Source organism: Acrocarpospora sp. B8E8, assembly GCF_039871605.1.
In the GTDB taxonomy this organism is placed as follows: domain Bacteria; phylum Actinomycetota; class Actinomycetes; order Streptosporangiales; family Streptosporangiaceae; genus Acrocarpospora; species Acrocarpospora macrocephala.
The window spans coordinates 154,848-174,329 of the sequence record NZ_JBDPLV010000005.1 but is presented as its reverse complement, the minus strand read 5'-3'; the positions used below and the strand labels follow the sequence as shown (position 1 = coordinate 174,329).

The 19,482-nt window shown below is 69.3% G+C and carries 21 protein-coding genes; 8 read left to right on the top strand and 13 right to left on the bottom strand.

Annotated features, from left to right (window positions below; translation table 11 throughout):
• Positions 1-5: 5 nt before the first annotated feature.
• Positions 6-3,050: a helicase HerA-like domain-containing protein gene (locus ABGB08_RS07145; protein WP_347587565.1), complete on the bottom strand. Its 3,045-nt coding sequence runs from the start codon at positions 3,048-3,050 to the stop codon at positions 6-8.
• Between the two features lie 90 nt (positions 3,051-3,140).
• A complete protein-coding gene (locus ABGB08_RS07140; RefSeq protein ID WP_347587563.1) occupies positions 3,141-5,054 on the bottom strand; it encodes a hypothetical protein in 1,914 nt (637 codons plus the stop codon).
• A 146-nt stretch (positions 5,055-5,200) separates the two neighbouring features.
• Between ABGB08_RS07140 and ABGB08_RS07135 the strand changes: the two genes are divergently transcribed.
• Genes ABGB08_RS07135 through ABGB08_RS07125 form a run of 3 tightly spaced genes read left to right on the top strand, consistent with a single transcriptional unit; the run spans position 5,201 to position 7,397 of the window.
• Positions 5,201-5,866 carry a hypothetical protein gene (locus ABGB08_RS07135; protein ID WP_347587561.1) on the top strand — a complete coding sequence of 222 codons (666 nt, stop codon included), beginning with the start codon at positions 5,201-5,203 and terminating at the stop codon, positions 5,864-5,866.
• Complete coding sequence (locus ABGB08_RS07130; protein ID WP_347587559.1) at positions 5,866-6,528, top strand: hypothetical protein; 663 nt, start codon at positions 5,866-5,868, stop codon at positions 6,526-6,528. Before ABGB08_RS07135 ends, ABGB08_RS07130 begins: the two co-directional genes overlap by 1 nt.
• A gap of 11 nt (positions 6,529-6,539) precedes the next feature.
• The gene (locus ABGB08_RS07125) at positions 6,540-7,397 is read left to right on the top strand and encodes a hypothetical protein (RefSeq protein WP_347587557.1); all 858 of its coding nucleotides are present in this window, start codon (positions 6,540-6,542) and stop codon (positions 7,395-7,397) included.
• Here ABGB08_RS07125 and ABGB08_RS07120 read toward each other — a convergent pair.
• Positions 7,339-8,625: a hypothetical protein gene (locus ABGB08_RS07120; protein ID WP_347587555.1), complete on the bottom strand. Its 1,287-nt coding sequence runs from the start codon at positions 8,623-8,625 to the stop codon at positions 7,339-7,341. The two genes, ABGB08_RS07125 and ABGB08_RS07120, sit on opposite strands and share 59 nt — an antisense overlap.
• A gap of 90 nt (positions 8,626-8,715) precedes the next feature.
• Between ABGB08_RS07120 and ABGB08_RS07115 the strand changes: the two genes are divergently transcribed.
• Positions 8,716-9,186 carry a MarR family winged helix-turn-helix transcriptional regulator gene (locus ABGB08_RS07115; RefSeq protein ID WP_347587553.1) on the top strand — a complete coding sequence of 157 codons (471 nt, stop codon included), beginning with the start codon at positions 8,716-8,718 and terminating at the stop codon, positions 9,184-9,186.
• Positions 9,187-9,216: 30 nt separating this feature from the next.
• Here ABGB08_RS07115 and ABGB08_RS07110 read toward each other — a convergent pair whose 3' ends face one another.
• The 8 genes from ABGB08_RS07110 to ABGB08_RS07075 form a co-directional block, all read right to left on the bottom strand.
• Entirely contained in the window at positions 9,217-9,516 is a 300-nt protein-coding gene (locus tag ABGB08_RS07110) for a DUF1416 domain-containing protein (RefSeq protein WP_347587551.1), read from the bottom strand.
• Positions 9,513-10,352 (bottom strand): sulfurtransferase, encoded by an 840-nt coding sequence (locus ABGB08_RS07105; protein WP_155355582.1) that lies wholly within the window; start codon positions 10,350-10,352, stop codon positions 9,513-9,515. Before ABGB08_RS07105 ends, ABGB08_RS07110 begins: the two co-directional genes overlap by 4 nt.
• Positions 10,349-10,759 carry a DUF4395 domain-containing protein gene (locus ABGB08_RS07100; protein ID WP_347587549.1) on the bottom strand — a complete coding sequence of 137 codons (411 nt, stop codon included), beginning with the start codon at positions 10,757-10,759 and terminating at the stop codon, positions 10,349-10,351. Before ABGB08_RS07100 ends, ABGB08_RS07105 begins: the two co-directional genes overlap by 4 nt.
• Positions 10,760-10,939: 180 nt before the next feature.
• Positions 10,940-11,398 (bottom strand): thioredoxin family protein, encoded by a 459-nt coding sequence (locus ABGB08_RS07095; protein WP_347587547.1) that lies wholly within the window; start codon positions 11,396-11,398, stop codon positions 10,940-10,942.
• 72 nt (positions 11,399-11,470) lie between these two features.
• Positions 11,471-12,286, bottom strand: coding sequence for a zf-HC2 domain-containing protein (locus tag ABGB08_RS07090; RefSeq protein ID WP_347587545.1), 816 nt, complete (start codon positions 12,284-12,286; stop codon positions 11,471-11,473).
• On the bottom strand, positions 12,283-12,789 hold the full coding sequence (locus ABGB08_RS07085; protein WP_347587543.1) for a sigma-70 family RNA polymerase sigma factor: 507 nt from the start codon (positions 12,787-12,789) through the stop codon (positions 12,283-12,285). The genes ABGB08_RS07090 and ABGB08_RS07085 overlap by 4 nt, the downstream gene beginning before the upstream one ends.
• A 31-nt stretch (positions 12,790-12,820) precedes the next feature.
• Entirely contained in the window at positions 12,821-13,504 is a 684-nt protein-coding gene (locus ABGB08_RS07080) for a DUF2993 domain-containing protein (RefSeq protein ID WP_347587541.1), read from the bottom strand.
• A gap of 33 nt (positions 13,505-13,537) precedes the next feature.
• Positions 13,538-13,786, bottom strand: coding sequence for a MoaD/ThiS family protein (locus ABGB08_RS07075; protein ID WP_347587539.1), 249 nt, complete (start codon positions 13,784-13,786; stop codon positions 13,538-13,540).
• A gap of 289 nt (positions 13,787-14,075) precedes the next feature.
• Here ABGB08_RS07075 and ABGB08_RS07070 point away from each other — a divergent pair, with 289 nt between their 5' ends.
• Positions 14,076-14,789, top strand: coding sequence for a response regulator transcription factor (locus ABGB08_RS07070; RefSeq protein WP_155355588.1), 714 nt, complete (start codon positions 14,076-14,078; stop codon positions 14,787-14,789).
• 83 nt (positions 14,790-14,872) lie between these two features.
• On the opposite strand, the gene ABGB08_RS07065 is transcribed toward ABGB08_RS07070, so the two are convergent.
• A complete protein-coding gene (locus ABGB08_RS07065) occupies positions 14,873-15,727 on the bottom strand; it encodes an alpha/beta hydrolase (protein WP_347587536.1) in 855 nt (284 codons plus the stop codon).
• Between the two features lie 54 nt (positions 15,728-15,781).
• Here ABGB08_RS07065 and ABGB08_RS07060 point away from each other — a divergent pair, with 54 nt between their 5' ends.
• The 3 genes from ABGB08_RS07060 to ABGB08_RS07050 all read left to right on the top strand — a co-directional run bounded on the left by ABGB08_RS07060 (position 15,782) and on the right by ABGB08_RS07050 (position 17,491).
• On the top strand, positions 15,782-16,090 hold the full coding sequence (locus tag ABGB08_RS07060) for a type II toxin-antitoxin system prevent-host-death family antitoxin (protein WP_155355589.1): 309 nt from the start codon (positions 15,782-15,784) through the stop codon (positions 16,088-16,090).
• Between the two features lie 2 nt (positions 16,091-16,092).
• Entirely contained in the window at positions 16,093-16,611 is a 519-nt protein-coding gene (locus ABGB08_RS07055) for a type II toxin-antitoxin system RelE/ParE family toxin (protein WP_347587533.1), read from the top strand.
• 76 nt (positions 16,612-16,687) lie between these two features.
• On the top strand, positions 16,688-17,491 hold the full coding sequence (locus ABGB08_RS07050; RefSeq protein ID WP_347587531.1) for an inositol monophosphatase family protein: 804 nt from the start codon (positions 16,688-16,690) through the stop codon (positions 17,489-17,491).
• Positions 17,492-17,718: 227 nt separating this feature from the next.
• Here the strand turns inward: ABGB08_RS07050 and ABGB08_RS07045 are convergent, their stop codons facing one another.
• A complete protein-coding gene (locus tag ABGB08_RS07045; protein WP_347587529.1) occupies positions 17,719-19,458 on the bottom strand; it encodes a bifunctional metallophosphatase/5'-nucleotidase in 1,740 nt (579 codons plus the stop codon).
• Positions 19,459-19,482: the final 24 nt, after the last annotated feature.

Here is a 19,482-nt window from a genome sequence, read left to right as displayed (position 1 = left end):
GAAGGTCAAGAAACGGGTGCCTCGGCGAAGGACAGCTCGGCGGGGGTGTCCCCGTCGAACGGCAGCACGAACCGGCGCGGCCAGGACAGCACGGTCTCCAGCCAGCCCGCCCCCATCGTCTGGGCGACATGCCGGATCCGCTCCCGGGGTTCGACCCCGATGGCGACCGTGACGATGTCCTTCTGGATGCCCTCGTGCTCGTCGTCGCCGAGGATGACCCGCCAGGCCAGCGCCCGGTTCCGATCCACCTCCATGGACAGCGGATGGTGCCGCAACGCCTTGGCCCGATGCCCGAGCAGCTCGGTCCGCCCCGAGGTCTCCACCCCGCCGTTCACCCCCTGATGCGCGTACGGCCGGCCCGACGCGTCCGTCCCGAACAGCGCGTACTCCATGGTCGGCGCCGGGCTGCGCAGGTTCGGCGCCGGATGCCCGAACGGGAACAGCCGGTCGACCTCGTGCAGCCACCGGATCTGCGGGATCACCCAGGCGGGCCCCGGCCGGTCCCCCGCGGCCACCGGCGGCGTCTCGGTCGCGGCCCCGAGCAGCCCGGCGGCCACCTCGGCGGCCTTCTCGGTCAGCAGCGTCGGGTCGAACCAGGTGCGCAGCGACCACGCCCGCCGCGCCACGCTCCGCTCCACCAGCGTGGCCAGCAGGCACTCCCGCCGCCGCGGCGGCAGCTCCGCCCAGATGTCGGCGAGGATGCGCGGCACCCCCGGCAGCGAACGGTTGGCCACGAACGACAGCACCACCGTGTCCGTCCAGATCCGCAGCCACGCCCATTCCGGCGCCCCCGCCAGCAGGTCGGCCTCGCGCACCTCGAACAGCGTGCACGCCTTCCCCGTACGGCATTCGCGCCCGCACGCCGCCGACCGCCGCCCGCAGATCGGCGGGGTCGGCCCGAGCAGCACCTGCTCCCGGTCCTCCCCCAGCGGCACCTGGACCCGCAGGGGCCGGTCCATCCCGTCGGCGAACACGGCGGCGAACCCCGGCTGCAGCGAGACGACCTGCCGGGACTGCTCCTCGCTCAGGTTCATGGCCGCGCCCACCAGCTGCCGGTCGTCCTCGGCGGGCAGCCGGTGCATGACCTTCAGCGCGGTGTTCTTGACCACGTCGGAGACCAGCTTGGTGGGGATCTGCTCGGCCACGATGATGCCCTCGCCGTACGCGCGGCTCTCGGCCAGCATGCCGGCCAGCAGTTCGACGGCGTGGGTGGAGGCGCGCTGGGCGCCCCGGTCGCGGAGCAGCCGGTGCGCCTCCTCGATCACGATCACGTGCTGCAGGCCGCTGGACTTCTCCTGCCTGGCCCGCATGCGCAGGTGCTCCACGATCCGGATGATCAGCGTGCCCATCAGGAACGCCTTGTCCTCGTCGTTGGCGACGTCCTCGATGGCGAGCACCACGTTGCGCTGGAGCAGGCCGCCGATGTCGGCCGGGTGGCCGCCCTCGAAGAACCGCCCGGCGGAGCCGACCCGCAGCGAGCGCAGCCGCAGGGTGATGAACCCTTCCACGTCGGCCTGGACCTCGTTGCCGTACCCGATCTCCTGGATGACCTCCAGGGCGTGCTGCTGGAGCTGTTCCAGGGTCGGGATGGCGGGCTGGACGGCCGCGCCGGGGATGCCGCCGCCGGTGACGACGTCCCAGCCGTTGGCCTCGTAGACGCGCTGCAGGGCGAGCGACATGATCTGCGGGAACGGCTCCTCGGCGTCGAAGGCGGCCATGAACAGGGCGCGGACCATGTCGATGTGGGCCTGCACGGGGTAGCCGGGTTCGGGGGCGAGCGGGTTGACGCTGAACGGCACGTTGTCGGGGGACGAGGGGTTGATCACGGTCAGCGGCGCGTACTGCTCGACGCGGCCGGCCATGGCGGAGTATTCGGATTTGGCGGGTTCGATGGCCAGCCAGGGGATTCCGGCTCTGGTTAGCTGTTCGAGCAGGTGCCGTACGGTCTGGGATTTGCCGGAGCCGGTGGCGCCGGTGACGAAGGCGTGGCGGTTCAGGGTGGCCAGGGGGACGCGGAAGGTGCCGACCGCGCGTTCCTGGCCGTCCATGATCGCGCCCAGGTCGATCATCTCGCCGGTGGTGCTGTCGGCTTCGCTGGTGACGTCGAAGAAGCCGGTGTCCAGCACCCGGACGCCGGGGACCTCGCGCCGGGGCAGCCCGGCCAGGGCGGCGAGCGCGCCCGCCGTGGCGGCGAATGGGGCGGCGGCGCTGTCGGTGGGGTCCTGGAAGTTGACGTTGAGGGCTTCGCTGAAGCCGTAGACGGGCTCGACGGCGTTCGGCCGGGCGGGACCCGCCATGGCGCTGCGCAGCCGGTACGGATGGTGGCTCATCTCCACCGAACCCACCAGAACCGGAGCGATCTGCCGGAGCTCCTCGGGTCCCGCCGCTCCCGCCAGAACCCGGACGTTCCACAGCCCGGCCTCGCGGAAGGCGTCCAGCTCCTGCATGCGGCGTTCGGCACGCTCGGCGTCGTAGCGGGAACGTTCGGAGGCGTCGCCGTACTGGCGGAGCACGTTCAGCTGGGTGCGCAGGTGGGCGACCTCGGCGTCGAGCAAGTCGGTGGGCTCGGCCACGACCACCCAGCCGAACGGGCGTGACATCAGCGTGGTCAGGGTGGACTCGAACAGCGTCGGCTGCTTGGAGTCGTCGGGTTCCGGTTCACGGCGTCCGGCCAGCGGCGGCGCCTGGCGGCCGGGGCAGGGGGTCCAGACCAGGTCGGCGAGGTCGGCCAGCCAGTCGTCGCCGATCTCCACGCCGCGGGCGCCGCCGGGGAACAGCAGCGGCTGCGGCCCGGTGGGCACGACCTCGATCGTGGCGGCGGCCCGGCGCGGCGGGCGTGGCGGCGTCAGCGGCCCGGCGTTGGTGATCAGTTCGAGCGGCGCCCCGGAACCCCGGGACAGCCAGCCGATCACGAACGGCCGGTCCCGCTGCGCGGCGGAGAGAACCGCCGGCAGGACGTTGACGAAGTCCCACTCCGCCGACGACGTACGCGACGGTGCGGTGATCGCCTGAATTCGGTACCACGGCCCGCTCAGGGGGAACGGTTGCATGAGACCCCTCTCTCACAGGCTCTCAAAGGTCCTTTGCTGATCATGGTCCCACGCCCATGTTGGCGAACCCGTTACCGTGCCTATAGACGATCAGCGCCCCGGCTTACGCCAATCCAAACGGGGAGGCGGGGGCCCCAGGTTGGGCGGCGGCGCGTCCTCATCCAGCGCTTCCACGGGCGGCAGCGTCGTGGTGGACGGCCGGATTGCCCGGACCTCCTGCAACGTCGTCTTGGGAAAGGTGAGGATCGCCGGGTTCGCGTCGGCGAGCCGGACCTCCCGGCCGTCGGCGGTCGCGTGCGTGACGATCACCGACGTGGTCGGCAGCTGCTGCAACTGGTGGGGTTCGACCAGGAACTCCCTGGAACGATGCATGACCCCTTCCGTGACCGTTCCCGCATTGCGCCCCCATTCAGTGGATTCGGTGATCCCGGCCCGCAGGTCCCCCCGGTCCTTCGGTTCCGATTCGGTACGGCTCGCGCCCACAGTCGAGGTGTAGACCCCGCTCCCCCCGTTGACCACCGAACTCACCGACTCGGTGAGCTGGGCCAGCTCCAGCCGATGCTCGGTCCCGACATGCTCGCTCGCCACCCGGGCGTCCTCGGCGTTGCCCAATCGCATGAACGCCACCGCCGCGTGCCCCCGCCCGAGCCGCTCCCTGACCGTCGCCGTGAGGCTGCGATAGGTCAGCACGAGCCCGGTCTGCGAGGTCTCGCAGGCGTCCATCAGCCGGTCGAGCACGTCGCCGCGGAGCTTGTCCGCCCCGGCCACGATGATCGTGTGATACCAGGGCCGCTCCGAGGCCGGGGACTGCCGCAGGATGTGGGTGAGCGCGGTCGCCACGTACGTGCCGAGCACCCGGTTGCCGAACACGCCCGCCTGCCGGTCCATGCTGACCACCCGGAGCCGGGCGGGCGGCAGCCGGACGGCTTCGGTGCCGAGCGTCTCCAGCTTGCGTAACTGGGACTCCAGCGCCCAGGCGCGCTCTATCACCACGCGGTCGGCCACGCCCCGGCCGAACAGGGTGCCGATACGTTCCAGCTGGGTGGCGGTGAGCAGCCCGAACCTGAGGTCGTCGCGCGGATCCCCGACCTGGGCCAGCGCCCGCAGCGCGGCCGTCACCTGGCTGATCGTGGCGGTGTCGCCGAGGACCTCCAGGACACGTTCCAGGATGGCGTTGTCGAAGCCGATGTCGCGGCTGGTCTCCTCGCTGACGCTGACCACGTGCGCGAGCACGTCCGCGAACGCCTCCGGCTTGAGCGTGGCGCCGAGGTCCAGCTTGGGCAGGTCGGAGGGGAGCACCCAGACGAGCGGGTCGTCGCCGCCGCGCTTGGCCAGCTCGATGAGGTCCTTGGCGATCGCGCCCTCGGACAGGTCCAGCACGGTCAGGTGGCCGCCGCTGTAGAGGCGGGTGGCGCCGATCAGGGTGATCAGCGCGGACCAGCCAGGGAGCGTTCCGCCGGCCACGTCGACCCGGTCGATCTCGTCGGGCACGGCCACCGCGTACCAGCTGAGCTGCTTGTCGAACAGGGTCTTACGTTCGGTCCACTCGCGGTACTTCTCGGCGTGTTCCTGCTGGGCGGCGAGGTTCTCCCGGTCCTTGCGGGCACGTTCCTTGTCGGTGCGGGCCTGGCGTTCCTGGACCCGGATCTGGACGGCGCGGTTACCCTGGCGGATCGCGTACGAGCAGATCCCGGCGACGCCTCCGGCGGCGACCAGGCCCATGGCGACGAACGACCAGTCGAGCAGGCGGACCAGGCCGAGCAGGACGAAGACCACGGCGAGGCCGGTCATGAAGGTGCGGAATAACTTGACCGGGCGGTTGAGCAGATCCTCCTGGAGTTTCTCCTTGCGCACCCATTCCGGATCGGTCTCCGGGAGCTCCAGATCTTCCCTGGCGGGTCGTTTGGGCGGCGGGCCGGGATCTGGGTGCAGCAGAGCGTACTGCCAGCCCAGGTAGATGCGATCCGCCTGAAGCTGGGCATGCTCCGGGTGCGCGTCGCCCACGAGCCCTCCATGTCCGCCCTGCGTCACAGCGTAGGAGCTGGATCGCCTATCAGGGCAGGGTTCTCGCTATTCGGACGGCTTTCCGGCCAAAGATAGGGACGAATGCGGCGGATGGTTCTGATGTGGGCGTACTACCATCCATTCTCATGACGTCATCCCCTCGTGGCGGCACCCGACGACGGCGCCCGGTCCTGGTCCCGGTCGCGGCCTTGATCTCGGTGTCGGGCCTGGGGGCGACGGCGGGCTTCGGCGGTTTCACCGAGGTGCCCAAGGAACGGCCACCAGCCGTCGCGCAGGGCGTGGTGGTCGATCAGACGCTGTTCCGGACCCAGTTTCTCAAGGCCGTCGATAAGACCGAAAACGGGGCCCGGGTCCTGGAACTCATCCTCAAGGTGCGCAACATGGGCGAGCTGACCAAGATCGTCGGCCTCGTCCCCGAACCCGGCCCCAAGGTCAGCAGGCACGGCGGCTTCGCCACCACCCTGCTCCGGGTCACCCCGCCGATCGAGGCCGACAACGCGCCCCAGGCCTACGTCCTCGGGTACGGCGTGCAGAGCGGCCAGCTGCACCCCGGCATCACCCACACCGTGGTGGTCCGCTACGACCTCAAGCCGGGCACCGCGCCGCCCGCGCAGATCACCATCGACGTGGGCGGCTTCGTGCTGGACACGGTCAGCCGCCGAGACCAGCGCGAGCTCTGGCAGATCAAGCCCAAGGGCGAGCTGCCGCAGGGCGCCGGTCAGGAGGGCGACCCGGTCGAACCGGCCGTGATCGCCCAGGTGACCCTGCCGGTCCGCCCGGAGGAGGGCTGATGGTGACCACCGAGGTCCGGCCCGCCGCGGCCGTCGAATCCGCTCCCGCGAAGGCCCCCTTCCTGACCAGGACCGGCCGGTTCGTCCTCGGGGTAGCCCTCGCCGCGGCTGCCGTGTATGCGCAGAGCCTGGCCATGCCGTTCGAGCAGAAGGGATCGTTCCTGACCCGCCACGGGAGCGTCGGCCAGATCGTGTCCGCCGACCGGTTCAACGCCCGGGTGAGCAAGGTGACCGCCGCCAAGGCGGTGGACACCAGGGACTCGACCGGCAAGACGGCCAAGGTGCAGACCAGCCACGTGTTCCTGGTCCTGGACGTGTCGGGCACCGTGGACAAGGAACCCCTGCAGTTGGGCTCGTCCGACGTGTGGCTGCACTCCGGCGACGGCAGGCGCTACCAGGCCACCGACAAGGTGGACCCGAGCCTGACCCTGGTCGGGAAGTGGCTCCAGGCGGGCTGGTGGATCAGCAGGCCGCTGGTCTTCGAGGTGCCGAAGGAGGCACTGCCGGGGGCGAAGCTGGTGATCACGGCACCGACAAGCCCACTCGTGGTCGACTCGTTCGCGCCCGAGGCGGAGATCGATCTCGGGCTCTCCGACGCGGCCGCCGCGAAGCTGGCCGCCGAGGCGCAGGAGTTTCACTCATTGGTCGGCGCGGGTTCGTGAGCGGAGGGGTGATGGACGGACGGGACTCCGGCGACGACACGCGGGGCTGGTTCGTGCCACCACCGACCCAGCCGTCGGACCTGGACATCACCTACGCGGGGCCGCTGCCGTCGCTGGCGCCGCCGTTGCGCGGGCGGCGGATCCCCCCGCAGGACCGGCAGGTCTGGCCGCCACCCCCGCCGCCCCCGGAGGACGACGAAGGGTACTCGACCCAGCCGTTCCCGATCGTCGCGGCCGAGCGGCGTCCGCTGCCGCCGCAGACCCCGCCGGTCCCCGCGCCTGAGCCCGCCGCGCCCCCGCGACGGGGCAGGAGCGTGGCCCTGCGCAGTGCGGGCGCGCTTCTCGCGGTGCTGCTCGCCGTCGGCATTCCCACCTATGTCGGATATCGGGCCTACATCTACGGGACCGGCGAAGCAGACATCGTCCATGTCGTGCAGCCCGGTGCCACCGGCGAGTTCCGGCATGTCGCGTGGCAGGCTCGCGTGGAGCGCATCCCCGATCCGTCCGGCAAACCCGAATTACCGGACAGGCAGTGGGTCCGGCTGGTCATCACCAGGACCGCCCAGGACGCCGAGGGCGCGATCCGGCACGGCACCCCCACGGTGGACCTGCGCGACGGCGCCGGGCGTTCCTGGCGCACCGAGTCCCTGAGCGACGAGACCCCGCCGGAGACGGCCGACAACCGGATCGGGCAGCCATACCGGATGGAACTGGTCGCGGTGGTCCCGCCAGCCGTGGCCGACACCGTCGAGGTGCACCTGCGGCCGAGCAACTACCGGAGCGTTCCCGGGCAGTCGGTGGAGGACATGCTCAAGGAGTCGGAGCAGCGGGACGAGCCGGATCAGGACGTGCTGCGCTTCCTCCGCTGACGCGGTCCCGGGTGGCGGCCAGGTCGAAGGTGGCGGCGATCAGGGCCATCGAGACCAGGGTGACCACCAGGTCGACCACGAAGGAGACCGGCACGTCGGTGACCATCCAGAGGTAGGGGCCGCCCGCCGTCAGGTAGGCGCCCGCCCTGGCCATGAAGTCGCCCCCGATGTGCAGTCCTACGTACAGCAGGGCGAACAGGCCGAACAGCGGCGCGCCGCCGCGGACGGTCATCCGGAGCGAGTTCAGGAGCGGGATCCAGCGGGAGGTGAAACCGCCGGTGAGCTTGCCCAGGGTTGCCCGGGTCAGGCTGTGGGTGCTCTCCACCCGGGCAGCGGCCGACTCCAGCCGGGTGCCCCTGATCGTGGTCTGGGTGTCCGCCGCGTACGCGCCGTACACGAGGATGCCGACGGTGAGCCAGGCCAGCGGGAACGCGAGCCCGCTCAGGATGAGCGGCCAGACGTCCGACCAGAAGGTATCCCAGCCGGGGATGACCTTCCCGGCCTCCTCCGTCCAGCCGTGCCAGGTGGTGACGGCGGCGCGGCTGCCGATCCAGTCGGCCCGCAGCTTGACCAGGGCGACGGTGGCGGTCAGGCCGTAGAAGACGAAGGCCAGTTCGCCGAAGGTGGCGAGGATCCCGGAGAACCGCCCCTCGTTCGCCTCGTGCCGCCGCCCGAAGTAGGTCTTCAGCAGGAAGGCCACCACCATGGCGGCCAGCGAGATGCGCACGTCCAGCGCGGTCAGTCCCTCCCCGAGCTGGCTCTCCCGCCCGGCGAACCGGTCCGCGATCTCCCGGTCCGGCATCAGGGCGCGGTCGACGTTCTCGAAGTCGCGCAGGTCCTGGTCGACGAAACCCCAGGTCATGTAGAGGCCGGCGAAGACCAGCGCGGTCCGGTTGAGCGCGCCGAAAATCGACTCCTTGCCTTCTCCCGCGGCCCGGCGAGCCCGGGTCTCCAGCAGCGCCTCGCGCAGCGTGTAGAGCATGCCGACCGCGGTGGCCAACGACACCATGACCACCAGCGTGAACAGGAAGAGCACGCCGACCAGGCGGGCCTGGTACCAGGAACCGTAGGAGAGGTGGGCCGCCGCGAACATCAGGCCCCAGCGCACCAGACGGCCGAGCGCGAACCACAACACCAGCCCGGGCAGGCAGCGCAGGAGCAGCCGGAACGTGTGCACCGGCAGCGTGAACGCTGACGGCGCCCTCTCAATCACGGACGTTTCGGACATCCGCGTTATGGTAGCGAAGAGCCCTACCGGGTTGGTCAAATTTCGACAACCGGCCATCGGGGTGCTCTCGTCTCGCCTGTCGCCGATGCGATGATGCGCGGCAGGGCGTACGGATCGGGGGCCGGAGTGGGCACGGACGCGGGGCGCAGTCCCGGCTTTCTGCTGTGGCGGGCCACCCAGCGGTGGCAGCGGGAGATCAACGCGGCCTTGCAGGTGGTGGGGCTCTCGCACGTGCAGTTCGCGCTGCTGGTGGACCTGTGGTGGTTCGACCACCAGGGGCGCAGGCCGACCCCGCGCGAGCTGGCCGAGCATGCGACCGTGGACGACATGATGACCAGCCAGGTGATCCGCGTTCTGGAGGTCAAGGGGCTGCTGAGCAGGGAGATCGACCCCAGCGATGAGCGGCGGCGGGTGCTGGCGATCACCGACGAGGGGCGCCGGCTGGCCGAGCGCGCGGCCGAGATCGTGGACGGCGTCGACCAGCAGGTGTTCCACGTGGCCGGGCCGGAGAACGCGCTGATCGACGTCCTGGACGAGCTCGCGAAAAGCCCGGCCCCCTAGAGCAGGAAGCCGGGCTCTTCAGCGTGCGGATCAGACGGCGACGGCCAGCTGGGCGACCTCGCCGAGCTTGGCCTCCACCGCGATGTCCTTGGTGACCCCGCCGCCCGCGATGATGCGGACGGTCCAGTTGCCGGGGGCCGCGAAGAAGCGGAAGATGCCCTCGTCGGAGACGACCACCTCGCCGGTGAACTCACCGGAGTGGTCGAGCAGCCGCGCGTACGCGGTGCCGGCGCCGGAGACGACGCCCTGGATCACGGTCTGCGTGGCCAGATCGATACCGGCCGGCAGAGCCGCGGTCTGCTCGGGCGCTGCGCAACCCTGAATGGTCATCTGGCCTCTCCCAGTTCCACGGGGACGCCCACCAGCGACCCGTACTCGGTCCACGAACCGTCGTAGTTCTTCACGTTGGCCTGGTCGAGCAGCTCGTGCAGCACGAACCAGGTGTGCGCGGAGCGCTCGCCGATGCGGCAGTAGGCGATGGTGTCCTTGCCGAAGTCGACGCCCGCCTCGCCGTACAGCGCCTTGAGCTCGTCGTCGGAGCGGAAGGTGCCGTCGTCGTTCGCGGCCTTGGACCACGGGATGTTGCGGGCGGTCGGGATGTGCCCGGCGCGCTGCGCCTGCTCCTGCGGGAGGTGCGCGGGAGCCAGCAGGCGGCCGGTGAACTCGTCGGGCGAACGCACGTCGACCAGGTTCAGCTTGCCGATGGCGGCCACGGCCTCGTCGCGGAAAGCGCGGATGGTCAGGTCCTGCTCGGTGGCGGTGTAGCTGGTCGCCGGGCGCTCGGGCACGTCCTTGACCAGCTCGCGGGAGTCCAGCTCCCACTTCTTGCGGCCACCGTCCAGGAGCTTGACGTCCTGGTGGCCGTAGAGCTTGAAGTACCAGTACGCGTAGGCCGCGAACCAGTTGTTGTTGCCACCGTAGAGGACCACGGTGTCGTCGTTGCCGATGCCGCGGGCCGAGAGGAGGGCCTCGAAGCCCGCCTTGTCGACGAAGTCACGGCGGACGGGGTCCTGGAGGTCCTGCTTCCAGTCGACCTTGACAGCGCCACGGATGTGACCCTTGTCGTAGGCGCTGGCATCCTCATCGACCTCGACCAGGACGATGTTCGGGGTGTCCAGGTTGGCTTCCACCCAGTCGGCGTCCACCAGGGCGGCGGAGCGGCTCATTGAATTCTCCCAGGTTGTAGACGGCGGATGATCAGGAAAACTTCGCAGCCCAGGCAGAAGCCGAAGGCGGCGTTGAGGAAGGCGGCCAGCAGTGCCGCTGCTGTCGCACCCAGGGCCAGAGGAGTGACTCCGGTCGCGAAACCGATCAGGCCCAACAACGCGAAGGCCATGCCCACGCCTTGCGCGAATCGGGGCGGCGCCGGGTCCTCCAGCTCGCTTGGCGGTCCCAGCCTTGGCCGTACGAAATGCTTGAAGAACAGCACGTACGGCGCGGCGACAAAGGCGCCGAGGGCGAAGACCACCGCCTGGGCGGCGAGCAACCAGGGGCTGCCCGTGATCAGGACGAGTGCGAGAACCAGAGTTGCGACGGCCGCGCCGAAGCGAAGGCCTCGGGGATCAACCTGCATCGTGGGATGCTCCTGACGGGATTTCGCGACTGCGACGTGGTGTGGGACGCCGCGGGAATCACCCTCAGGCCTAGCGACAGAGTGCGGTGGCGACGCGGCAGAAGTCCACCGCGCGCCGCTTCGTGAGCAGCTCTGTCGTGGGAGTCATGTGCACGACAGTACCTTTCGTCTCGCCATCTGTCACTTCCCGTCCGCGTGTTGAGACGTTGTGTCCACATTGGGGAGGACGGCGAGGCCCAGCGCCGCGATGACGTCGGCTTTTCTGGGCAGCCCGGAAGCTCTTTTCACGATATTTCCGGAACTGTCGAGGATGAGGGTGGTGGGGGTGCGGAGCACGTCGAAGGTGCGCACCAGGTCCAGCCGGGATTCGGCGTCGATCTCGATGTGCCGGACGCCCGGGACCATCCCGGCGACCTCGCCGAGCACCCGCCGGGTGGCCCGGCACGGCGCGCAGAACGCGGTCGAGAACTGCACCAGCGTCGCCCGCTCCCCCAGCGGCTCACCGAAGTCCACGCGGGACGCTCGCCCCCGGCGTGCTTTCGCCTTCGCCGCACGCCACCGGCCATCGCGGCGCCGCAGGACCAAGCCCAGCAGCGTCCCGGCGACCAGCGTCACACCGAGCAGCACCAAACCGTTCATCCCCATCGGCAACCAGGAACCCCCGGGAGGAATTCCCCGGGGGTTCCCTAACCACGCGGTGAGACACGGCTCTCACGACGCGGGAGTCGGCACGCCGTCCTGCGGGATGGGCACGGCGACGATGCGCTGGCCATTCCGGGTGATCAGCTCGAACCGGTCGATCTGGTCGATCTGGTACTCCGAGGAGCCGGGTGGCAAATGCGCCTTCCCGCCCCTGTAGTCGGCCTTCTTCACCGTCCAGCTGGAGACCGGCGAGGCGCTGCCCCGCAGATCGACGGCGATCAGGCGGCAGCCCGTGCCGATCGGGACACCGGCCAGCTCGATCTCCACCCGGGTGCCGCCCTCCGCGGCGACCAGGCCAAGTGTCAGCCTGACCTTGCCCGAGCGGCCCTCGAACCGGATCGGATCACCCGCCGGCTGGCTAAGGATCTCCGGCGAGGACATCGTTTCGGGAGCGACCGAGGCGTCCGGCGCGACCTTGCTCGCGATGGTGTCGTCCTGCGGCGCCAACGAACGGACCGCCTCCGGCGCGGCTCCCGCCGCGCTGCTCGTCTCCGAGCTCGAGTTCAGCGTCGTCGACAGCACCGCACCGCCTACCGCGACCACCACGATGGAGGCGGCCAGCGAGAGCAGCAAACGGGACCTCTTGTGCCGTTTCGCCGAGGCGGCGAGCAGCCGGTCGAGCACCGCCCGGGGCGGGCGGGCGGCCAGCGTGATGTCGCCCGCGCTGACCCGGCCGAGCATGGTGGGCAGGCCGGACAGCTCGGCCATCTCCTGGGCGCACTCCGGGCACACGTCCAGGTGCGCCTCCACGACCGCTGCCTCCTCCGGGTCGAGCGCGCCGAGCACGTACACACCGAGGGACAAGCGGACTTCCTCACAGGTCATGGCGCCAGCCCCCGTTCTTCCAGGGCCAGCTTGAGCGCGCGAAGCGCGTAGTACGTGCGTGATTTGACCGTTCCAGGCGGGATGCCCAGGGACTCCGACGCCTCCTTCACGGACTGGCCTCCGTAGTACACGGCCAGTAACACCTCTCGATGTTCGGTACGGAGCGACGCGAGCGCCTCAGCGATCGCCCATGATTCGACGGCCTTGTCCAGTTCATCGTCGGCGGGCAGCACGGCCAGGGCGTCGTCGCCGGTCTCCGGGGGGCGCGACTTGCGGGCCCGGTGCTGGTCCACCACCAGGTTGCGGGCGACCGTGAACAGCCACGCGCGGACCGGGCGGTCGGCCACCGGATTTCGCCAGGCCCGGAGGATCGTCTCCTGCACGATGTCCTCCGCCCTGCCTGGGTCGCCCGTCAGTCGCACCACGTAGCCGTAAAGTGGCCCGGCGTGGTCGTCGAACAGAGCCCGGACGAGCTCCTCGTCTGCGGTGCCGGCTGGACTCACATCTTCAAGACGTACCGGCCGGTCGCCTGGTTCAACTCCGGAGGGGAACATCGCTGGCCGTGCCCTGGAGCAGCAGGCCAGCCGCGGTGGGGCTGACCTTGGTGAGCTTGAGGTTGAGCGGGAGGTCCTTGATCGGGATGGTGAAGGAGACCAGGCGTTCCGCGTTGGGCACGGGCACGCCACCCGCGATCTTGACGCTCTCCGGCGTGACGCGGATCGAGTCCTTGGCGAGCGCGACCTTCATGTCGGCGGTGACGGGGACGGTCTGGCCGAGCACGGTGAGGTTGCCGGAGATCTGGATGGTGTTGTTGTTCCCGCCCTTGACCTTGATGCCGCGGGGGGCGCGGGCGTCCAGGGTCGCGTACGAGACGACGACGGAACCGGTGACGCGCTCCGCGCGCAGGTCTACGGATTCGGCGTTCTGGATGAGGTCCATGAGGGGGGCCCGCACGCCGTACAGCGTGGCGTTGACGCTGGACAGGGAGACACCCTCCTGGGTGATGTCGCCCATCTCGATGGTGACCTCCTCGTAGCGGCCGGCGATGGCCTGGGTGAGGAAGGGGATGCCGTTGACGGTGACCGTGGGGGTGGCGGACAGGTCGTACGCCGCCTCGATCTGGCGGGCCACCTCGCGTTGCACCCCGACGACCGCGACCCGGTCGAGAACGACCAGCACGATGGCCAGCAGGAGGACCGACACCAATATCTTCCGCACCGTGATCCTCCGGGGGACGCTTTGTGATCCAGACTAGCCCCCGGCAAAGGGGGGCAAAACCTCCACGACAGCCCCTTCGGGCAGGTCCACTGTGTACGGATCCCGCGTCCCGGCCGGATTGCCATCGACCAGGAACGAACACCGCCCCACGACCCTAGCCAGATCCGGATTTTGTGTGATTTTGGTTACAAGTTCCCCCAAAGTTTCCGCGTCAAAACTTGCCTCGGCCACCCCGGCCGCCTCCTTCGCCGCAGCCCAGAAACGCACGGTTCCCGTTGCCATACGCCACTCCCGTCACAGAATCCGTCACCCGATGTGAGCAAAGGATTACGGTGATTCTCCACGTGAAGCGTTGTTCACACGGTGGACTCACATTGGACGCAAACATGCTGTGGGCTAATCTACGGACAACGGGACCTGGGCGATGTAGCCCCCCAGGTCCCTACGTGTTTTGTACGGCGATTCGCCAACCGGCGGTCTCCGTGAACGACGCGGATGGAGGAGGCGAGCCTGTGATTATGCACAGCGCGGTGCTCAGCTGGCGCGCTCTGCCGTGTGCTGAGGAGGCCCCTTGAGTAACCTGCTTCTGTTGACCAACGCCCTGGAACCTTCGGCCGAAGTGCTTCCCGCGCTCGGATTGCTGCTGCACTCGGTCCGGGTCGCCCCCGCCGAGGGCTCGGCTCTCATCGACGCGCCGCCCGCCGACGCGATCCTGGTGGACGCCCGCCGCGAGCTCGTCCAGGCCAAGAGCCTGTGCCGCCTGCTCAGGACGACCGGGGTCGACTGCCCGCTCATGGTCATCGTGACCGAGGGCGGCCTGGCGGCGATGACCGCCGAATGGGGCGCCGACGACGTCATCCTCGACAGCGCCGGCCCCGCCGAGGTCGAGGCCCGGCTGCGGATGGCCATCGGCCGTCTCTCCCTGGCCGCCGCCGAGGAGGTCCCCGACGAGATCCGCAGCGGCGACCTCGCCATCGACGAGGCCACCTACACCGCCCGCCTGCGCGGCCGCGCCCTGGACCTCACGTTCAAGGAGTTCGAGCTGCTCAAGTACCTCGCCCAGCACCCCGGCCGGGTCTTCACCCGGGCGCAGTTGCTGCAGGAGGTGTGGGGGTATGACTACTTCGGCGGCACTCGTACGGTGGACGTGCATGTGCGCCGCCTTCGCGCGAAGCTGGGCGCGGAGTACGAGTCGCTGATCGGGACCGTACGGAACGTGGGTTACCGCTTCGTCCCGGACCGAGGCGGCGAACACGCGGAAATCCCCGAAGTAGCCCGCCGCTAACCATCGAAAAGCCCCCGAAATCAAACTGGTTCCGGGGGTTTCTTCGTTGCCGCGATACTCGGCGAGCACGTCGTCTGCCGGCCTCAGCCGCCGGAGGTATGCCGCAGGATCGCCGGGATGACCACATCCCACGCCACGCGGGGCAGTTCGTGGCCGACCGCCTCCAAGGGCAGCAGCCGCGCGTCCGGGATCTCCGCGGCCAAGGCGCGGCCATGGGCGAGCGGAAACAGCGGATCCTCGGAGCCGTGCAGGACCAGCGTCGGCGCGGATATCTCGGCCAGCCGCGCACGCCACCCGCCAGAGCCGTCGATCACCCAGTGATTCTTCATCGCCGACTCGATATCGCCTGTGCGATCGACCGCCCGGGTGACGACGCCGCGTACCTCGGCTTCCTCGAACGCGCGGGACGGCGCCGCGTACGGTCGGCAGGTCGCCACGATGTAGTCGATGACGGCGTCCCGGTCCGACCAGTCCGGCTCCGCCGCCTCGACGGTGAAAGTGGCCCGCAGCGCGTCCGTCATGCCCGGCAGATCGGGGTCGCCCGGCCCGCCGCTCGTGCCGATCAGGGTCAGCGACGCCACCCGCGCGGCCTGGTCCAGCGCCATGAGCTGGGCCATCGCGCCACCCATCGAGATGCCCACGACGTGCGCCCGCACCACGCCGAGCGTGTCCAGCACCCCGACCGCGTCCGCGATCAGGTCGGCCCCGGAATACGTCGGGGCACCCGCCGGGTAGCTGACCGACCGCCCGGTGTCCCGATGGTCATATCGGACGACATATCGGGATCCGGCGGCCAGCCGCTCGCAGAACTCCGGCTCCCACCAGTCCATCGAGGAGGCCGCGCCCGCAATCAGCAGAATCGCCGGGTCAACCGGCTCCCCGAACGTTTCCACGCACAGGCCCACACCGTTGACCCGAAGAATCCTCTCGTTGGTCACACCGGCGACCCTAATAGCTCTGGCGTTCTGTGCAGATTCCTGTACAGTTAAGGAATGGCGATCCTGCGTGACCCCACCGAACTGAGTGTTACGGAAGCCGCCCAGCGAGGGGTTGCTCGCTTGGTGGCCGATGCGGAGCAGGGCGCTGACCTGGTGGTGACGCGTCGGCATGAGCCGGTGGCGGCCGTGGTGAGTGTCCGCCGCCTGGCTGAATTGGACGAGGCGGCGGCCGACCTGAGGGATCTTGCGCTCGTCCTGGCCAGGGCCGCCACTGACACGGGAAAGCGAACCTCGTTCGATGAGGTGCTTGCCGCTTTCGGGCATACGCGTGAGTCCCTTGCCGCGCTCCCGGACGACGAGTAACCGTGTCCGAAGTCGTCTTCATCGATCCGGCGATCGATGATCTACGCAGGATCGGCCCGGATGCGGTGCCCAAGGTGCTGAAGAAGATCCTTCTTCTCCTCGACAATCCCGAGGCGGGCCATCCGCTCGGAGGCGAGCTGACCGGGTATCGGAAGCTCGTGGTCGGGCGCGACACCTGGAGAGTCGTTTACCGGATCGCGGACGACAAGTCAGTTGAGATTTGCGAGGTGTGGGCTGTTGGCGAGCGTGCCGACGCGGAGGTTTATGCGGAGGCGGCGGACAGGGTTCGTTCGGCTGGCGGTAATCGTCCCGAACTCGTGCGGCTCAGCCAGGTCATCGAACGATTGGCGCTGCTGTCCGGCCAATTCCACGTCGACGAACCGCCTCCCCGAGAGCCCGTTCCCGATTGGCTCGCCAATCGGTTGATCTATACAGTTCGCATGTCCCGCGAGGACGTCGCAGCCCTTGATCTTGAGCAAGCGGTCGACCTCTGGGCCGAATTCCGAGCGAAACCAAGTTAACCGCCTCGCTGCGGGGTTCGGGATATCCGGTTCGTCCGCGCGTACGACCCGCAGGAACTACCTCTAGGCGGCGCACATGCTGATCACAGACGCGGAACTGGCCCGCGCGGCAGCGGAAGCAGGAGCTGCTGTCGTGTACGCGAGATATGGCGCGCCGCTGGAGCGCTTTTGGAAATCCGGGAGTGACTTCGCCACGGCCGCTGACATCGAAGCGGAGAACACCATCCTTGACGTCATCCGCGTCGCCCGGCCAGAGGATGCCGTGACGGGTGAGGAGAGCGGACGTACCGGCTCGGGCAGCGCGGAGCGCATGTGGCTGGTCGATCCTCTGTGCGGCACGCTGAACTACGCCGCCCGGAGCATGCTGGTCGCGGTGAACGTCGCGCTGCGCGTGGGCTCGGACGTCGCGGTGGCGGCCTCAGCCGACCCGTTCGCCGGGGAGGTGTTCTGGACGGACGGCGATCAAGCGTACGTCCGCCGCAGCGGCGTGGATGAGGAGCTCACGCCGTCGTCCGACTCGCGACTGGTGGATGTCAACCTCGATCCACCGTTCCCGAACGAGATGAGCTTCCAGGCGGCCCGCCTGCTCGCCGACCCAGGGTTCATCGAGCGTTTCCACGCGCGCGTCGTCTCCACCACCCTGGCGGTGGCCTGGGTCGCCGCCGGCCGGCGAGCCGCGTACGTCACCGACGGGCATCTGCGGGACAGCGTGCACTTCGCCAGCGGGATCGCGCTGTGCCAGGCCGCCGGATGCGTGGTGACCGGCATCCACGGCCAGCCCCTGCACACCGGCGCGGGCGGACTCATCGCGGCAGCCGACCAGGAAACGCACGCCGCATTGCTGGAGCTCATCGGCAACCAGCTCCCACCCGATCGGTAGCCCGCGCGGACGGCGATGGCGGGGCCGGGCGCAGCCCGGGAAAGGGCGATGGCGGGGCCGGGCGCAGCCCGGGAAAGGGCGATGGCGGGGCCGGGCGCAGCCCGGAGGGGAAACAAAGGGCTGGGCGGGTGGGAAAACCACGGCCATGCGACAGTCGTTTCCTTCGGGCAATAAGGACCCGTTTCCGGAACGGGCGCCTTTGGCCGTACCGGAAACGGGTTGGGGTTTTACGGGATCACGGTGATGTGGTTGGCCACCGGAGGCGTCACCGGCGAGTGCGCGCCCAGGTAGGCGGCGAACGCGTCGATGTCGAGCGGGCCGCTCCACAGGTCGGTGCCGTCCCGGAAGGCGAGGAAGGCGTCACCGCCGCCGACCAGGAAGTTGTTGGCCGCCACCCGGTAGCTCTGGGTGTCGACCACCGGCGCGCCGTCGATCTTCATGTTGGAGACCCGCGAACCCCACGCACCACTGGCGCTGTAGGTGTAGGTGAAGTTCGACGACGGCTGCAGGATCTTCGTGAACGCCTGGTTGTTCGGGCCGCCCACCCACTGCTGCTCCAGCAGCGTCTTCAGCTGGGCACCGGTCAGCGTGACCACCTGCATGAGGTTGTTGAACGGCTGCACCGTGAACGCCTCGCCATAGGTCACCACACCGTCGCCCTCCCCAGCCACGGAGCCGGCGAAGGTGAGGCCGGCCCGGATGCCACCCGGGTTCATCAGCGCGATCTGCGCGTTGCCGCCGGTCTTGGTGGATTCAAGCTGGGCGTCCGCGATCAAGTTGCCGAGCGGGACCTCACCGGACGGCGCGGCCACGTTGGGCAGATCCCCGGTGATGTTGCCGATGGGCTTGTTGGCCACCGCGGCGGTGCGCGACTTCCAGAGGTTGACGAAGTCGACGGTCTCCGGGTCGGGGGTGACCGTGCGGCGCACCACGTGGTTGTCCGCGACCACCGAGGAGCGCACGATGTCGCCGGTGTTCTTGTCGATCTGGAAGTCGATCTGGGTCAGCACCCGGCCGAACGAGGAGCCCTGCGTGTAGTAGCGCTGCTGGCCGCTGGGGTCGGTGGCCTTGCAGATGTAGGCCTGGTGCGAGTGGCCGCTGATGATCAGGTCGATCTCGGAGTCCACACCGGTCGCGATGCGCGAGCCGAGGCCGGGGACGACCGGGCAGGCGTCCGGGCTCTGGTTCGGGGTGACCTGGTCACCCTCGTGCACCAGGATCACCTGGGCCTTGATGCCCTTCTGGGTGAGCAACTCGGAGGTCGCGTTCGCGGCGGCGACCTCCTCGGTGAACTCGAGGCCCGCGATGCCGGCGGCGGTCACGATCGACGGGGTGGTCTGGGTGACCAGGCCGATGAAGCCGACCTTCTCCCCGTTGATCCGCTCGACGTAGTACGGCGCCAGCGCGGGCTTGTTCTTCTTCTTCTCGATGACGTTGGCGGCGATGAACTCGAAGTCGGAGCCCTTCCACCGACCGGCGGGAGAGCAGCCGTCGACCGGGTGGCACTTGCCCTTCATGATGCGCTCGAGCTCGTCGAACCCCTCGTCGAACTCGTGGTTGCCGGCGCTGGAGGTGGCGAGCTCCAGGCTGTCCAGGAACTGGATGGTCGGCTCGTCGTGGTAGGCGGCGGAGAGGAGCGGGGTGGCGCCGATCAGGTCACCCGCCGCGACCAGCACGGTGTCCCTGTTCCTGAACTGCTTGACGTAGGTGGCCAGGTACGCGGCCCCGCCCACGCCGTCGATGACGGTCCCGGTCTCGTCGGCGATACGGCCGCTCGACCCGGTCGGGGGCTCCAGGTTGCCGTGCAGGTCGTTGATCGAAAGGATCCGGATCGGGATGAGCGTGTCTTTGTCCTTGGCCTTGCTCTGGAGCGAGGCACTGGCGCCAGCGGGGTTGAGCACGAGCGTTAACGCGCCCGCCGCGGCGATGCCGGCCACAGCGAGTCGTTTGAGGAAAGCAGGGGTCATGCTCACTGAGCGTAGAGAACCGAT

What these genes read in the sequence shown, in the direction of transcription:
- ABGB08_RS07115 (WP_347587553.1), top strand. Translation starts at nt 8,716, where the DNA reads ATGATGCGCGGCAGGGCGTACGGATCGGGGGCCGGAGTGGGCACGGAC.
- ABGB08_RS07120 (WP_347587555.1), bottom strand. Translation starts at nt 8,625, where the DNA reads ATGTCCGAAACGTCCGTGATTGAGAGGGCGCCGTCAGCGTTCACGCTG.
- ABGB08_RS07135 (WP_347587561.1), top strand. Translation starts at nt 5,201, where the DNA reads ATGACGTCATCCCCTCGTGGCGGCACCCGACGACGGCGCCCGGTCCTG.
- ABGB08_RS07060 (WP_155355589.1), top strand. Translation starts at nt 15,782, where the DNA reads ATGGCGATCCTGCGTGACCCCACCGAACTGAGTGTTACGGAAGCCGCC.
- ABGB08_RS07145 (WP_347587565.1), bottom strand. Translation starts at nt 3,050, where the DNA reads ATGCAACCGTTCCCCCTGAGCGGGCCGTGGTACCGAATTCAGGCGATC.
- ABGB08_RS07095 (WP_347587547.1), bottom strand. Translation starts at nt 11,398, where the DNA reads ATGAACGGTTTGGTGCTGCTCGGTGTGACGCTGGTCGCCGGGACGCTG.
- ABGB08_RS07045 (WP_347587529.1), bottom strand. Translation starts at nt 19,458, where the DNA reads ATGACCCCTGCTTTCCTCAAACGACTCGCTGTGGCCGGCATCGCCGCG.
- ABGB08_RS07110 (WP_347587551.1), bottom strand. Translation starts at nt 9,516, where the DNA reads ATGACCATTCAGGGTTGCGCAGCGCCCGAGCAGACCGCGGCTCTGCCG.
- ABGB08_RS07075 (WP_347587539.1), bottom strand. Translation starts at nt 13,786, where the DNA reads ATGGCAACGGGAACCGTGCGTTTCTGGGCTGCGGCGAAGGAGGCGGCC.
- ABGB08_RS07100 (WP_347587549.1), bottom strand. Translation starts at nt 10,759, where the DNA reads ATGCAGGTTGATCCCCGAGGCCTTCGCTTCGGCGCGGCCGTCGCAACT.
- ABGB08_RS07125 (WP_347587557.1), top strand. Translation starts at nt 6,540, where the DNA reads ATGGACGGACGGGACTCCGGCGACGACACGCGGGGCTGGTTCGTGCCA.
- ABGB08_RS07050 (WP_347587531.1), top strand. Translation starts at nt 16,688, where the DNA reads ATGCTGATCACAGACGCGGAACTGGCCCGCGCGGCAGCGGAAGCAGGA.
- ABGB08_RS07105 (WP_155355582.1), bottom strand. Translation starts at nt 10,352, where the DNA reads ATGAGCCGCTCCGCCGCCCTGGTGGACGCCGACTGGGTGGAAGCCAAC.
- ABGB08_RS07090 (WP_347587545.1), bottom strand. Translation starts at nt 12,286, where the DNA reads ATGACCTGTGAGGAAGTCCGCTTGTCCCTCGGTGTGTACGTGCTCGGC.
- ABGB08_RS07130 (WP_347587559.1), top strand. Translation starts at nt 5,866, where the DNA reads ATGGTGACCACCGAGGTCCGGCCCGCCGCGGCCGTCGAATCCGCTCCC.